At 62.3% G+C, this 14,418-nt stretch carries 15 protein-coding genes; 7 read left to right on the forward strand and 8 right to left on the reverse strand.

Features of this window, described 5'->3' with window-relative positions:
- Nucleotides 1-107: 107 nt before the first annotated feature.
- The 3 genes from QMG80_RS18200 to QMG80_RS18210 form a co-directional block, all read right to left on the reverse strand.
- A complete protein-coding gene (locus QMG80_RS18200) occupies nucleotides 108-758 on the reverse strand; it encodes an imm11 family protein (RefSeq protein WP_158658588.1) in 651 nt (216 codons plus the stop codon).
- A gap of 228 nt (nucleotides 759-986) precedes the next feature.
- Nucleotides 987-1,748 (reverse strand): hypothetical protein, encoded by a 762-nt coding sequence (locus tag QMG80_RS18205; RefSeq protein ID WP_158658589.1) that lies wholly within the window; start codon nucleotides 1,746-1,748, stop codon nucleotides 987-989.
- A 585-nt stretch (nucleotides 1,749-2,333) separates the two neighbouring features.
- Nucleotides 2,334-2,888: a hypothetical protein gene (locus QMG80_RS18210; protein ID WP_158658590.1), complete on the reverse strand. Its 555-nt coding sequence runs from the start codon at nucleotides 2,886-2,888 to the stop codon at nucleotides 2,334-2,336.
- An 81-nt stretch (nucleotides 2,889-2,969) separates the two neighbouring features.
- Here QMG80_RS18210 and QMG80_RS18215 point away from each other — a divergent pair, with 81 nt between their 5' ends.
- Together QMG80_RS18215 and QMG80_RS18220 are read left to right on the forward strand one after the other, a co-directional pair.
- Nucleotides 2,970-4,115: a DUF4062 domain-containing protein gene (locus QMG80_RS18215; RefSeq protein ID WP_245300051.1), complete on the forward strand. Its 1,146-nt coding sequence runs from the start codon at nucleotides 2,970-2,972 to the stop codon at nucleotides 4,113-4,115.
- Between the two features lie 366 nt (nucleotides 4,116-4,481).
- Nucleotides 4,482-4,685, forward strand: coding sequence for an integrase (locus QMG80_RS18220; RefSeq protein WP_085770467.1), 204 nt, complete (start codon nucleotides 4,482-4,484; stop codon nucleotides 4,683-4,685).
- A 25-nt stretch (nucleotides 4,686-4,710) separates the two neighbouring features.
- Here QMG80_RS18220 and QMG80_RS18225 read toward each other — a convergent pair whose 3' ends face one another.
- Entirely contained in the window at nucleotides 4,711-5,955 is a 1,245-nt protein-coding gene (locus tag QMG80_RS18225; RefSeq protein ID WP_085770468.1) for an NAD(P)/FAD-dependent oxidoreductase, read from the reverse strand.
- Nucleotides 5,956-6,404: 449 nt separating this feature from the next.
- On the opposite strand from QMG80_RS18225, the gene QMG80_RS18230 reads away from it, so the two are divergent.
- From QMG80_RS18230 to QMG80_RS18240, 3 genes are all read left to right on the forward strand, one after another.
- A complete protein-coding gene (locus tag QMG80_RS18230; protein ID WP_085770470.1) occupies nucleotides 6,405-7,151 on the forward strand; it encodes an electron transfer flavoprotein subunit beta/FixA family protein in 747 nt (248 codons plus the stop codon).
- Between the two features lie 3 nt (nucleotides 7,152-7,154).
- Nucleotides 7,155-8,099: an electron transfer flavoprotein subunit alpha/FixB family protein gene (locus QMG80_RS18235; protein WP_085770471.1), complete on the forward strand. Its 945-nt coding sequence runs from the start codon at nucleotides 7,155-7,157 to the stop codon at nucleotides 8,097-8,099.
- A 404-nt stretch (nucleotides 8,100-8,503) separates the two neighbouring features.
- Nucleotides 8,504-9,385, forward strand: coding sequence for a 3-hydroxybutyryl-CoA dehydrogenase (locus QMG80_RS18240; protein ID WP_085773494.1), 882 nt, complete (start codon nucleotides 8,504-8,506; stop codon nucleotides 9,383-9,385).
- A gap of 43 nt (nucleotides 9,386-9,428) precedes the next feature.
- Here QMG80_RS18240 and trmD read toward each other — a convergent pair whose 3' ends face one another.
- Nucleotides 9,429-10,124: a tRNA (guanosine(37)-N1)-methyltransferase TrmD gene (gene trmD, locus QMG80_RS18245; protein WP_085770472.1), complete on the reverse strand. Its 696-nt coding sequence runs from the start codon at nucleotides 10,122-10,124 to the stop codon at nucleotides 9,429-9,431.
- 155 nt (nucleotides 10,125-10,279) lie between these two features.
- On the opposite strand from trmD, the gene QMG80_RS18250 reads away from it, so the two are divergent.
- Complete coding sequence (locus QMG80_RS18250) at nucleotides 10,280-10,660, forward strand: hypothetical protein (protein WP_199769028.1); 381 nt, start codon at nucleotides 10,280-10,282, stop codon at nucleotides 10,658-10,660.
- A 295-nt stretch (nucleotides 10,661-10,955) separates the two neighbouring features.
- Here the strand turns inward: QMG80_RS18250 and cysK are convergent, their stop codons facing one another.
- Complete coding sequence (gene cysK, locus QMG80_RS18255) at nucleotides 10,956-11,936, reverse strand: cysteine synthase A (RefSeq protein WP_085770473.1); 981 nt, start codon at nucleotides 11,934-11,936, stop codon at nucleotides 10,956-10,958.
- A 164-nt stretch (nucleotides 11,937-12,100) separates the two neighbouring features.
- On the opposite strand from cysK, the gene QMG80_RS18260 reads away from it, so the two are divergent.
- Nucleotides 12,101-13,015: an MBL fold metallo-hydrolase gene (locus QMG80_RS18260; protein ID WP_085773495.1), complete on the forward strand. Its 915-nt coding sequence runs from the start codon at nucleotides 12,101-12,103 to the stop codon at nucleotides 13,013-13,015.
- Nucleotides 13,016-13,066: 51 nt separating this feature from the next.
- On the opposite strand, the gene QMG80_RS18265 is transcribed toward QMG80_RS18260, so the two are convergent.
- Together QMG80_RS18265 and QMG80_RS18270 are read right to left on the reverse strand one after the other, a co-directional pair.
- Entirely contained in the window at nucleotides 13,067-13,399 is a 333-nt protein-coding gene (locus QMG80_RS18265; protein ID WP_085770474.1) for an FtsB family cell division protein, read from the reverse strand.
- Nucleotides 13,400-13,468: 69 nt separating this feature from the next.
- Nucleotides 13,469-14,140 (reverse strand): PopZ family protein, encoded by a 672-nt coding sequence (locus tag QMG80_RS18270; protein WP_158658591.1) that lies wholly within the window; start codon nucleotides 14,138-14,140, stop codon nucleotides 13,469-13,471.
- Between the last annotated feature and the right edge of the window lie 278 nt (nucleotides 14,141-14,418).

Genomic DNA, 14,418 nt, shown 5'->3' on the forward strand with positions numbered 1-14,418 from the left:
GAACCCGCCCAAAAAAGGCGCGGGCGGTTTCGGCCCTTGTCCGGAATTACGCTGGCGCAGGCGTTTCAATCAGACGTCTGCGAAGCAGGAGTTGATCTTGCCGTCACTCAATCAGCCATTTTTCCAAAAACTATCCCTTTCAGATCTGCCGCCCGGCAGGCGTCCTTCATGAATTGATCGCAAAAGACGTGTCCTCCTAACCCAATAACGCGAAATAAATGAGGGAAGTTGGCGAGTTCGGCGGTGAAGCGCACATCCGTAACGAAAACCGAGTCGTATCTAGGGAGTCCATTGGGAGTCGCTTGCTGCGTCAATCCTCGGGACGCCTCGAAATCGATCACATCCCACCCGTACAGCAATCGTGTGACCGAGCAGAGCCAATATTCCGGCCCCGGCTCGCCCGACACCCAAACAGTATCGCATTTCCTGAACTCGCAGGCATCCGGTTCGACGCGCTCCAGGAGTTCCTTCATGGCGCGCGAGACGTACCAAAAGCCATCCTGCGCTTCCAAATCGCGCGCCGGGCGGCCGCGCTTCTTGTCGAACAGCAACCGTGGCGTTTCGAGATAGTCGGGGAAGCGCCAAGGATGCCTCGGCAGTTGCCCATAACCATCGGGCCAAGCCGGCATGGCGACCAAACCATTGCCGTCATTTTGCAAAGATTCGCCATTGGCGAGCTGAAAGCAGCGCACTCGCCCCTGATAGTCTATGCCCATGTCGTAAAAGCTTGGAACTGGCCTCTTTTCCTTAGCCTTCATCGAGCCCTCTGGATTACGGTGACATGATATCAATTGCAAATTGTGCGTCAAAGCTAAGCGTCGCAAAGCGCGCGTTTTGCCCGCATCATTCTTCATCGCCGCGACCGAACGACTTCTCGGTCGCAAAAAGCAGTCGGGCCGCCGAGGACCCAAGCCGAAGACGGACCGCCCGGAGAAGCAGCTTGGTAATTGATATTATGTCACCGTAATTCCATTTTTCTTTCCTCTCTAATGCAGGATTTGAGGATTGTCCCACCAGGCGTTGCCTTCACCCGCGAGGTTCAAAAGGCAATCTTGATAATGGTGTGAAAAAGGCGCAAGCCGAACAATATCTTTCGTCACATGGAATACCATCGGCCTACCCGATATTCGATTGGCGTCTGAGAATAAAATCAAAGAGTGTCGATCCTTTGCTAAGAAAATCAATCCTCCGGGAACGCTGCTCTTCGTTCCCGAAGCGCCAACAGGCTGCTGTAAGACGACCCGCGCTCGGTAATAAAGCTCTACGATCGAAGGCGTTCCCCTGTATTTGACAGCGTACGCCGTGCATCCATCCGGGCAAATCTTTTCGGGGAAGAACAACGAGTAACCGCCCAGCGCGCGCCTCGTGTCTTCGAGCTTTGTTCGATACACAAACAAACGCTGTGGTTCATCTCCCTTTGCGCCAAGCTTGGCCAGCAAGAAGCGTCCGTTGACCAACTCAGGGCTAGGCCTGCCAGCAGCGTCCTGATCGGAGCGAAACTCCACCAACGCGGGTCCAACGAGAGCGCAAGCATCCGAAGGATAGTCGTTGGCCAGCGCACAAGGGCTCGAAACCTGCAACCCCCAAACCGCCAGTACAAGGCCGATTTTTCTACTGCCCGACGCCTCCTTCCGCCTCGCGGAATTTCCGCGGCGGAATAGTTTCTGCGCCGAGCGACCCGGAAATTCTCGTCGTTCCTGAAACCTCGGCTCTCCCGACGAGAGAGCCACGCGGCGCTCCAATCTCATCTTCAAATCTCCCGGCGATCGCCGCCATGCTTCCACTAACCATTACCGATGCTCTGTCTGCAGGAAATAGCGAGAATGATGAGTAGCTAATTTTCGGGCCGGCAAGCTAATTATAGGTTATATAGGTTACGGTGACATGATATCAATTGCAAAATTACGCGCCAAAGCCTTAGCGTCGCAAATAGCGCGCCTTGCCCGCATCATTCTTCATCGCCGCGACGAACGACTTCTCGGTCGCAAACTGCAGCCAGGCCGCCGAGGACCCAAGCCGAAGACGGACCGCCCGGAGAAGCAGTTTGGTAATTGATATCATGTCACCGTAATCCGTAATTTAAGGATGAGCTTGCTCATGATGCGGACGCCAATGTGGGGTTACGGTGACATGATATCAATTGCAAAATTACGCGCCAAAGCCTTAGCGTCGCAAATTGCGCGTTTGCGCGTATCATTCTTCATCGCCGCGACCAACGACTTCTCGGTCGCAAACTGCAGCCGGGCCGCCGAGGACCCAAGCCGAAGACGGACCGCCCGGAGAAGCAGTTTGCTAATTGATATCATGTCACCGTAATCCGAGCTGATTCATGCTCACCTGACGCTCTTAGCGCCGGATGACGCGCGCCAAAATGTGAGAAAACTAATCAACAATGACAGGAAAGAAAAACCTAAGGCCACTTCGGCGATCTGTTTATTCGACTCTGCCGCCGCTGCACTGCGTTCTGCTGCCCCTGCATTGCGGAGTGCGTTCTGGCGCGCATCATCAGTGGCACGCTGCTCCGCATATGCCTCAATATAGTGACCCACCCTGATGGGTGAAGCGCCTCGGCAGTCAATCTCTTGGCAGACCTCGTCAGTCTCAAGTTTCAGACGAAAAATTTCTTCGCGTGATTTTGTAGCGAGTTCGGCGAGGATTGATTCTATCACGAAGCGTTCGGGCGGATTGAGGCGTTCCAGGGATTTTCTGATCTCCGGACCATAATCGGGGTAATAAGTAGCATCGTAGGAAGGGACGTAGGTAGCGTCGTAGGGAGGGACGTAGGAAGGCTTCACGCGGTTCGGTTTGCTTTGGCCCCAACCGACGCTGACAAAGACCATTGCGGGTAACCAGACCGCGATTCCGATCATCAGTCCCCGCATCGTCATGAAAGCCCCCAACATAAGTGTTTGATAAAGTATATTATCATATACATCAAAGCCCGAGAAAAGGGGAGTTTTTAGCGACGCTTGAAAACCTTCGCCGGTGGGCGATCCGTGGCGGTGGTGTTTTGCGTCTGGCTTATCCGGAATCAGGACTCGGCAATGTCATTTCCCGCCACTACTTACCGCGTGCTCATCGCTTCACCCTCTGACCTGACGGAGGAGCGGGAAACGGCCACCATGGCGATCAACGATTGGAACGCTCTGCACGCGGCGGCGGAGGGGGTCGTTCTTCTTCCGGTCAAATGGGAAACTCACGCTCGCCCAGAATCCGGCGTTCGTCCGCAAGGGGCGATCAACGCCCAAATCGTTCAACCCTGCGACATCCTGATTGGCCTGTTCTGGACTAAGCTAGGAACCAGCACCGGCGTCGCCGAGTCCGGCACTGTCGAGGAGATCGATCAGTTTGTGGAGCAGCAGAAACCGGCGCTGCTCTATTTTTCAGACCGGCCCAAAGCCCCGAGCGGCATCGACCTAACACAGCTCGGAAAACTAAAAGAGTTCAAGGACGAAACTTACAGCCAGGCGCTTGTCGGATCGTTTAGCAGCGTCGATGAGCTACGGATGAAGCTGTTGCGCGATCTCACGAGCCAGCTTCGCGCCATGACAGCAAACCGGCCAAAGGCGCGGCGTTCAAAGCTCGACGAGCTCCGGCAGATTACCGAGATTATCGGCTCGCAGAAGCGGCAAAACATCACCCTCGAAGAGGTAAAGACCTTCTGCGATCTCGTCGGCATCTACCGCACCAAAGCACAGATGACCGACCCGGTTGAGCCAACGGATAAGGGGCCGAACGGGCATCGAATCGGCTACACGGCTGAAGGCGATAAGGTCGAGTGGATTCCAAGCGACGAGGAGCCGGGCGAAGAGTGGCCCATGATCTTACGGCGGAGCGATAAGGCGATTTTGGCCGCTTATAACGAGTTTTGGGACAAGGTGTGGTGGAACCGGCATCAGAATTGGCTCTACAGGCTAAAAACCGGAGAGGACGCCTTAACGGAGGGGCAGAAGGAAATACTCGAAACCGCAAAAAAGGCGGCGCGCCGGATCGAGCGGAAATATGGCAGGAAAAACCTCGGCTTGGACGATTTCGAATGGGGGCTGCTTAACGGGCGAATGTCGGCTCTATCTTGGGTGCTGGGGTCGGAGTGGGAAGAGTCTCTAGACACTTAAGCCCCCGCGTGACGCAAACATTTTGCACGTAGGTTTTGCATCAAAAAACCCCTTTCAGATCAAGGCTCTCCTTTACATGGCTTGTGCGCTGCGTCGACGGATGAAAAAGGAGTAGTATGAAGCCCGATCTTCGGGAGATACGCCTATGACAGGATCGTGTCCCGTGATTACGGTGACATGATATCAATTGCAAAATTGTGCGTCAAAGCCTAAGCGTCGCAAATCGCGCGTTTTGCCCGCATCATTCTTCATCGCCGCGACCGAACGACTTCTCGGTCGCAAACTGCAGCCGGGCCGCAGCGGCGTCGACTGGCGTCGAGCGCGAGCGAACGCTATATTGTTGCGATAATCTGCTAGGGCGGATCTATGACGACCATGATCACCGAGCTTTATGACGCGCTCAAGGAGGCCGGAGCCTCCGACGCCAGCGCGCGCAAAGCCGCCGAGACCATGGCCGCCTATGAAAGCCGCTTTTCCAAGATTGACACGGATTTGACGGTGTTGAAGTGGATGGCCGGCTTCAACCTCGGCGCGACGATGACGCTGCTGTTCCTTGCGCTGAAGCATTAAAGAGATTTGGCGGCGCCCGACGCGCCTAAAATCGCCCCGGCCTGTAGGGCGTCGGATCCGTAAAGGGCTCCTCGCCCGTTATCAGTTCCGCGATGAGGCGCCCGCAAACGGGGCCAAGCGTGAAGCCGTGGTGCTGGTGGCCGAAGTCGAACCAGAGATTTTCATGCCGCGGGGCTCGGCCGACGATCGGCAGCATGTCCGGCAGGCAGGGGCGGCAGCCCATCCAAGGCTTCGCGTCGAGGCGGTCGCCGAGCGGCAGGAGCTTGCGCGCCTCCACCTCGGTCTGCTCGAGTTGCACGGGCGTCGGCTCCGCGTCGCGGCGGGCGAATTCGACGCCGGTGGTGAGCCGCACGCCGCGCGTCATCGGCGCCAGCACATAGCCGACGTCCGCATCGAGCACGGGATGAGTCAGCGTCGCCCCATCGCCCAGCGCGTAATGCATGTGGTAGCCGCGTTTGACGGCAAGCGGGAAATCATAGCCGAACTCGCTATAGACAAGATCGGACCAGGGCCCGAGCGAGACGAGAAGATCGCGCGCATGAACGGCGCCTTCTTGCGTCGAGACGCTCCACAGACCGTCCTCGCCCTCCCGCAAGCTCTGCGCGTCCCCTTGAAGAAATCGGCCGCCACGCTTGACGAAGAGATCGGCGTAAGCCTGGGCGACACGGCTGGGCTCGTCGACCGAAGCGGTGTCGAGATAATGCACGGCGCCGATTGCGCCCGCGAGGTGCGGCTCGCGCGCCGCAAGGCCGTTCTCGTCGAGAATATCGATGTTCAGTCCGAACGCTTCGAGGCTGCGCGCCTCGGCGATAGCCTCTGAAAGCGTCGCCTCGCTGCGATAAAGCTTTATCCAGCCCGTGCGGCGCAGCAGACCCAGAGCGCCAGCCGGCTCCATCAACGCCTCGTGCTCCGCGAGGCAGCGTTCGATCAGGGCGCGTTGCGCCACGCCAATTCTCTCCAGGCGTTCTGGCGCGCTCTCTTCATAATAACGCAACAGCCAGGGCGCCATCTTGGGCAGCGCAGTCGCATGATAATGGGCCTCGGGAAGCAGGTTCAGCGCGTAGAGCGCGAGCCTCTTGAGGTCACGGGGAAAAACGCGCGGATAGACCGAGGAGCGCTCGATCAGCCCCGCATTGCCGAAGCTCGTCTCGAGGCCGGCCGCCCCATGGCGGTCGACGAGCACGACCTCACGCCCGCGCGCCTGCAAATGCAGCGCGGCCGAGACGCCGACCATGCCGGCGCCCAGTACGACGACATCCGCCTTAAACATCTGTTCCTCCGCGCTCCGCCGGTCTTTGCAAGAATCGGCGGACTCTTGCGATCGGAATCCGCTCCCGTCTTTCGGTCTGGCGCGGCGTCTCCTCGCTCGACCGCATCCGTTGGAGCGGATAGCGGTTTAGCATAGGCTGGATTAACGCCCAGGCCATGACGCCGAACTGCAATTTCTTCGCCAGGAAGCCGCGCTCATAGCCGTCTCTGGCCCGCAGCGCTCGCACGGCGCTCCGACAGCCGTTTGACAAACGACCGAGGCGGCGGCTACCAGAGCGCGCGCGTTGCGGCTCGGCGATTGGGCCGACCCCCGCCCCGCCCGCAAAATCCCCTCGATCGCCCTCCTTTCTCGGAAGGAAGCGAGGGCCTTGGCCCCTTCCCTTGGGGAAGCGCGCCGGATTTAGCGAGGGCGGCGCGTGGACTGCCAGCCCGCTCTTTCGGAGTTGAGCGATGAAGATTCTCGTGCCCGTCAAGCGGGTCGTCGATTACAACGTCAAGATCAGGGTCAAGCCCGACGGATCGGGCGTCGATCTCGCCAATGTCAAAATGTCGATGAATCCCTTCGACGAGATCGCCGTCGAGGAGGCTCTGCGCCTCAAGGAGGCCGGCAAGGCGACCGAGGTCGTCGTCGTTTCCATCGGCCCGGCGAAAGCGGACGAGACCCTGCGCACCGGTCTCGCCATGGGCGCCGATCGCGGCATATTGGTCAAAACCGACGAGACGGTCGAGCCGCTCGCGGTGGCGAAAATCCTCGCCAAGATCGCTGCCGAGGAGAAGCCTGGCCTTGTGATTTTGGGCAAGCAGGCGATCGACGACGACAGCAATCAGACGGGTCAGATGCTCGCCGCGCTGCTCGGCTGGGGACAGGGAACCTTCGCCTCGAAGGTTGAGATCTCGGGCGAGAGCGTCGCGGTGACTCGCGAGATCGACGGCGGGCTGCAGACGGTCTCGCTCAAGCTGCCGGCCGTCGTGACGACGGATCTGCGCCTCAATGAGCCGCGCTACGCCAGCCTGCCGAACATCATCAAGGCGAAGAAAAAGGAAGTGGCCGTGAAGACGCCGCAGGATTACGGCGTCGACACCGCGCCTCGCCTCGAGATTCTCGCGACCGCCGAGCCGCCGAAGCGCAAGGCGGGCGTCAAGGTCGGCTCCGTCGCGGAGCTCGTTTCAAAGCTCAAGGAAGCCGGAGTTCTCTAAGCCATGACGACTCTTCTCCTCGCCGAGACGGCGAACGGCGCGCTCGCGCCTGCGACCGCCAAAGCGCTCACCGCCGCCAAGGAGATCGGCGGCGCCGTTCACGTGCTGGTCGCCGGCCCCGGATTGGACGCCGCAGCGGCGGAAGCCGCAAAGCTTGCGGGCGTCGAGAAGGTCCTGGTCGCCGACGCGCCCCAATACGACAAGGTTCTCGCCGAGCCCGTGGCGGCGCTCATCGTCTCGCTCGCCCAAGGCTATGACGTGATCCTCGCGCCCTCGACCAGCGCGACGAAAAACGTGCTGCCGCGAGTCGCGGCGCTGCTCGACGTGGCGCAGGTCTCCGACATCGTGAAGGTCGTCGCGGCGGACACATTCGAGCGGCCGATCTATGCCGGCAACGCGATTCAGACGGTGCGCGCCAAGGACGCCAAGAAGGTCATCACGGTTCGCACCACCGCTTTCGCCGCGGCCCCCGAGGGCGGCTCGGCGCCGGTCGAGAAGATCGCCGCCGCAGCCGATCCCGGCGTCTCCGCGTTCCAGAGCGAGACGCTCGCCAAGTCCGAACGGCCCGAGCTTACCGCCGCTAAGGTCATCGTCTCGGGCGGGCGTGGGCTCGGCAGCGCCGAGAACTTCATGAAGGTCATCGAGCCCGTGGCGAACCGGCTCAACGCCGCGATCGGCGCGTCGCGCGCCGCGGTCGACGCGGGCTATGCGCCAAACGACCTGCAAGTCGGCCAAACCGGCAAAGCGGTCGCGCCGGAGCTTTACGTCGCCGTGGGAATTTCGGGCGCGATTCAGCATCTCGCCGGCATGAAGGACAGCAAGACCATCGTCGCGATCAACAAGGACGAGGAGGCGCCGATCTTTCAGGTGGCCGATTTCGGCCTCGTCGCCGATCTCTTCAATGCGATGCCGGAATTGGACTCCGAACTCGCCAAGCTTGGGCGCTAGAGCGCAATGCGAAAAAGTGGAAGCCGGTTTTTCGCATAAATCGCGCTCTGAACTTTGAGAATCGATCACGTTTCCTGCGTTCAGGCGATTCAGCCTGCACGCAGCGTGATCTAAAGACAGCGGCGGCTGGATCAGGCTGCCTTCAGGCGGACTTGCTTGAACGCAGAAAATCTGATTGGTTTTGAAAATCGATGCGCGCTTTCGGCGAAAAAGCTCCCCCTTTTTCGCATCGCGGTCCGGAGCGAGCTTCGCAAGCGCAGCTAGACTTTTGCGATCCGAGCGCGCTCCGCCTCCTTTCCCTAGCTTTTCACGCTTTTTTAAAGAAGAACGGGTTTTCACCCGAACCGAAGCCGCGCTATATTGCAGTGCATAATCTTCGCAGCCGCTCCAGGAGCGTCGCAAACATGGGTCTCGAAATTCGCAAGATCGGCGTAGTCGGCGCGGGCCAAATGGGCAAGGGCATTGCCCATGTCTGTGCGCTTTCAGGCTTCGACGTGGCGTTGAACGACGTGAGCGAGGACCGCATCGCCGGCGGACTGAAGGATATCGGTTCGCAAATGCAAAAGTCGGTGGACCGCGGCGTCCTCGATGCGGCGGCGCGCGAGAAGGCGATCGGACGCATTTCCGCCGCCCCGACGGCGAAGGAATTCGGCGACGTCGACATGCTGATCGAGGCGGCCTCGGAAAACGAGGAGATCAAGCGAAAGATCCTCACCGACTTCACGCCTTTCCTCAAAGCGGACGCCATCATCGGCTCCAACACCTCCTCGATCTCGATCACGAGGCTCGCCGCCGCCTCGGGGCGGCCGGAACGCTTCATCGGCATTCACTTCATGAACCCCGTGCCGAAAATGCAGCTCGTCGAGGTCATCCGCGGCATTGCGACGGACGACCGGACCTTCGAGGAGACGAAAGAGTTCATCGGGAAGCTCGGCAAGACGATCACCCTCGCCGAGGATTTCCCGGCCTTCATCGTCAATCGAGTCCTGCTCCCGATGATCAACGAGGCGATCTACACGCTTTACGAAGGCGTGGGCTCGGTCGAGGCGATCGACACGGCGATGCGGCTGGGCGCCAACCATCCGATGGGGCCGCTGCAACTTGCCGATTTCATCGGTCTCGACGTGTGTCTCTCGGTGATGCAAGTGCTGCACGACGGGCTCGCCGACTCGAAATACCGGCCCTGTCCGCTGCTCGTGAAATATGTCGAGGCCGGCTGGCTCGGCCGCAAGACGCAGCGCGGCTTCTACGACTATCGCAGCGGCACGCCCATCGCCACGCGCTGACTTCACTCGGCTCTCCCGTCTACGGCGCCCAGCGGCTGAGCCCTCAGCGCTTCCCGCCCCCCTTCGCTAAGAGCTCGGGCCGGCGCGCGCGCGTGAGCTCCAGAGACTTCTCATGGCGCCAGCGCGCGACGGCTCCATGGTCGCCGCTGAGCAGCACAGGGGGGATCTCCAAGCCCTCGAAAAGGCGCGGACGCGTGTAGTGAGGATATTCGAGAAGGCCGTTCTCGAAGCTTTCCTCCTCGCCCGAAGCCTCTTCGCCCATCACGCCCGGAAGCAGCCGCACGCAAGCGTCGATGAGCGCCATGGCGGCGATCTCGCCGCCCGAAAGAACATAGTCGCCGATCGATATCTCCTCGAGACCCCGCAGGGCGACGACGCGCTCGTCGACACCCTCGAAGCGCGCGCAGAGGATCAGCGCGCCAGGCCCTTCCGCCAGCGCCCGCACGCGCGCTTGCGTGAGCGGCGCGCCGCGCGGACTCATCAAAAGGCGCGGACGCGTGTCGTCGGCGGCGATAGCGGCGTCGAGCGCGGCGCACAGCACGTCGGCGCGCATGACCATGCCGGGGCCGCCGCCCGCGGGCGTATCGTCCACGGCGCGATGGCGGCCGATTCCTTGCTCGCGAATCTGCCGCGTCTCCAAGTTCCAGACGCCGCGCGACAGCGCGTCGCCGGCGAGCGACAGGCCCAAGGGGCCCGGGAACATTTCCGGAAAGAGGGTGAGGATCGTCGCGCGCCACATGCCCCCTTGTCGCATAGCCGCCGCAGAGGGGGAAAGAGCCCGCCGCAAAGCCCCCGACGCCGCGCGGGCCTCGCGCTTCTCCCTTCAAACGTGTAGTTTCCCGTTCAAGCAGCGCCCTGACGGGGCGCTCAGAAGAAAAAGCAAGGGGAGAAAAGATGGGAAGGCTCGGCGGATTCGTCAAATTCTTGACGCTCGTCTCGCAGGCGATTTTTCTTCAATTCGTCCATGTCGTCGGTCTTCTGGCCTTCGTCGCGGCGGGGGCGCTCGGCTGGTATCGCAAACCCTCCTGGCTGGTGCCGATCCTCGCGGTCGCGTTTGGCGTTGCGACGGACAAGCTCTTCGTCATGAGCGACTTGGCCGGCATTCTCGAAAAGGCGCATAAGGCCGAGGAGCGCGGCGGCTTCATGATCGTTGTCTACTTCGTCATCTGCGCGATCGGCTATCTCGCCGGCGCTTACGGCCGCGCTAATTTTTTCAGCGGCGCCCAGACGCTGCCGGCGGCGAAACCCGCGCCGAAGCCGCCCAGGAAGAAGTAGCGCGGGTTCAATAGGGGAGCCGATCTTTTGCCCGAGCTCTTCTCGCTCGGAGCTCGCGGGAGGCGCCGTCCCTTGCTCGTGACCGCGCACCTTCTGGCGCAGACAAGTCAGGAGGACGTCGTGCTACTTCCAGGGCGATCGAGCGCACATGGCTCCCCGCGACCTCATCCTGAGGCGCCCGCGAAGCGGGCGTCTCGAAGGATGGCCAAGCGCGGAAGACTTGGGAAACCTCATCCTTCGAGACGCGCCCTACGGGCGCTCCTCAGGGGATGAGGGTCGCGCGAGAAAAAGCATCTCAAAGCCCTTCGAACAGCGCCGTCGACAGATAGCGCTCCGCGAAGGAGGGAATGATCAGCACGATGTTCTTGCCCGCGGCTTCGGGCCGCCCGGCGATCTCGAGCGCGGCGGCGACGGCCGCCCCTGACGAGATGCCGCCGGGCACGCCCTCGAGGCGCGCAAGCCGCCGCGCGGTCTCGAAGGCCGTCTGATTTCCGATCGTGACGACTTCGTCGATCACGCCGCGGTCGAGGATCGACGGCACGAAGCCCGCACCGATTCCCTGGATCTTATGCGGTCCCGGCGGGCGCCCGGAGAGCACCGCGGAGTCTTCCGGCTCAACGGCGACAATGCGCAAATCAGGCTTGCGGGTCTTGAGCGCTTGGCCGACGCCGGTGATCGTGCCGCCCGTGCCGACGCCGGAGACGAAATAGTCGATCGCGCCCGCCGTGTCGTTCCAGATCTCCTCGGCCGTCGTGAGCCGGTGGATCTCGGGATTGGCCGGATTCTCGAATTGTTGCGGAATGACCGATCCGGGATTCTCCGCGGCGAGCTCCAGGGCCTTGGCGACGGCGCCCTTCATGCCGAGCGCGGCCGGGGTCAGCACGAGCTCGGCGCCGAGCAGCGCCAGCATCTTGCGCCGCTCGATGGACATCGACTCCGGCATCACGAGAATGAGCCTGTAACCGCGCGCCGCCGCGACGAAGGCCAGCGCGATGCCGGTGTTGCCCGAGGTCGGCTCGATCAGCACCGTCTTGCCCGGCGCGATGCGTCCGCTCTTCTCGAGCGACTCGATCATCGCGACTCCGATGCGATCCTTGACGCTCGCGATCGGGTTGAAGAATTCGAGCTTGGCGAGGAGATTCGCCTTCACGCCCTTTTCGGCTGCGATCCGGTCGAGGCGCACGATCGGCGTGTCGCCGATCGTCTGCGTGATCGAATCATAAATGCGGCCGCGCCCAGGCTTGGCCGGCGGCGTGAAATAGGGAATATTCGACATGCGATTTGCTCCTTGAAGCGCGTTCGCCCAGCGTCGAGCGGGCGAGGCGGGCGATGTCCTTCGCCTCGGGCCGAAAGCTAGGCTTGCTCAATTTCCTGCGCGCCGTCAAATGCGCGCCAAATAGGCAAAAGCCCCTTGTCCGCAAGCCGCGCGATCGACATTCGATGACCCAGAATCCAATCGACTTCGAAACGCGCTTCCCGCCCGAGCGGGACGCGCGACCCGTCCGTGTATCTCCCCTGACGCGGCGGCTCGTCGCGCCGAACGGCGGCCCTTTCACCTATACCGGAACCTGCGCCTATATCGTCGGCGCCGGCGAGGTGGCGATCGTCGATCCCGGACCGAAGAGCGCGGCGCATGTCGAGGCTCTGCTCGAAGCGGTCGCAGGCGAAAGGCTCGCCGCAATCCTCGTCACGCACACCCATCGCGATCACGCGCCGGCCGCGGCTCTTCTGCGCGATCGCACGGGCGCGCCGATCGTCGGCTGCGCGCCCTATCGCGCGGCCGAGAGGAGAAACATCGAAGGACCGGCTCTCGACGCCGCGCATGACGCGAATTACGCGCCGGATCGCGTTCTCGAGGACGGTGAAACTCTTGCGGTCGGCGGAGCGACTCTGCAGGCGGTCGCGACGCCCGGACACACGGCCAATCACCTCTGCTTCGCGCTCATGGAGGAGCAGACCCTGTTCACCGGGGACCATGTGATGGCCTGGGCGACGACCGTGATCGCGCCGCCCGACGGATCGATGCGCGCCTATATGCGGTCGGTCGAAAAGCTGCTCGCGCGCGACGATCGCCTCTATTGGCCCGCTCATGGCGGGCCGATCGCCGATCCGCGCCCCTTTCTACGCGCGCTGCTGCTGCACCGCCGGCAACGCGAGGCGTCTATTCTGCGACGGCTGGAGGCGGGCGACGCGACGATCCCGTCGATTGTCGACAAGATCTATGCCGGGGTGGACAAGCGGCTGCACGCCGCGGCGGCGATGGTCGTGCTGGCGCATCTCGAGGATCTCGTAGAGCGCGGCGAGGCAGCCGCCCCCGAAGGGCTAGGGCTCTTCGCGCGCTACGCGAGGGTGTGACGCTCTTTCAAAACTGCGCGAAGCTTGCGGGCCTCCAGGCTCGCATGAATCTCACGGCGTCCGGCTGGCGCGCGGCGTCAAGATCACCACGTCGTGCTTATGCGCGCGATCGAGCTGAGCGCGCGCCTCTTCGTCGAGAATGTCGGAGTCGATGGTCTCGCCGCGAATCAACGCAATCCGCCGCTCCCACTGCAAACGCTGCATCTTGAAGAGGTTGCGCTCATAGCGCAGCTTATCGAGCTGCTGCTGATATTCCTCGCCGGCCTTGAGGCCGCGGTGGCCGTTCAATCCCTGCCAGACGAAGTAGCAGGAAAGAAGCGCGGCAAGCCCGTGCAGCCCGAAAGGCAGGGCGAAAGAACGCGCTATGGCGGCCAGGCGATACATGCCGCATAGCCTAAGGGGAACGTGGTGTAGGCCGCGTTAACGCCGGACGCGCGCTTTTTGGGAACAGGCTCAGCGCCGTCCGCCGCGGGCGACGCGCTCGATCTCCGCCCGCACCAGCCGCTCCACCAGCGCCGGAAGATGATCGTCGAGCCAAGCCTTGAGCATGGGTCGCAGCATTTCGCGGGCGTATTCGTGCAGCAAGCCGGTGTCGTTGAGCACCTTGCTGGCCACGAGCGACTGAAACTGCGCGGTGACCGAGGCGGCGGTCTCGGCGGAGACGAGCGCCGGCTCGCTTTCCGGCGCTTCCGCTTCGACTTCAGGCGCTTCCGCCTCGACGAAGGCCCCCGCCCCCTGCGGTTCCTCCACAGCGGAAACCACGTCGAACGCCACGGGTTTCGGCGAGATGTGCGCGAGCGTCGCAGTCATCGGATCGGCGACGTCTGCGACCTGAGCCTCATCGACGAGCGGCGTTTCCGCCTCCAGCGCTCCCGGAACGCGGCCGGCGGGCTCGCGCCCTCGAATCTCAGCCGCGGCAGGAGAGAGCCGAGAGCCGACCTCAAGCGCCGCGGACCCCCGCAGCGGCTGCGGCGCTCTCGCCGTGGACGCGACCGGCGCGGCGGCCCATGCCCTCGCGACCCGATCCGTCAGGGGTCGGCGCCCGTCGCTCGGCGGCGGCGCGGCGCCGAGCTCAGCCTCATCCTCGGCGATCAGACGACGGATGGAGGTGAGAATTTCCTCCATCGACGGTTCGTTCGTTTGGCGATCCTCGCTCAAGGAGTGAGGCCGCGACTCTGCAGTCGAGGATGTCATCGGGGCTCCGAGATCTTCGGCGAATGACGACGAATCGGCGGCGACCTTTCAAGGCTCCGCCGCCATTATCGGCCTCGGCGCATCGGCGAATCAACTTGATTATAGCGGGGTCAGAAGATTTCGGCGCGCGCGCCGTCAGCGACGCCGAGGCGCGGCTCCGCTTTACATCCGGATTGTTATGATAGCCGCGCCTGCGGTCGCGGGCAGCG

It is taken from the genome of Methylocystis bryophila, from assembly GCF_027925445.1.
GTDB lineage: Bacteria > Pseudomonadota > Alphaproteobacteria > Rhizobiales > Beijerinckiaceae > Methylocystis > Methylocystis bryophila.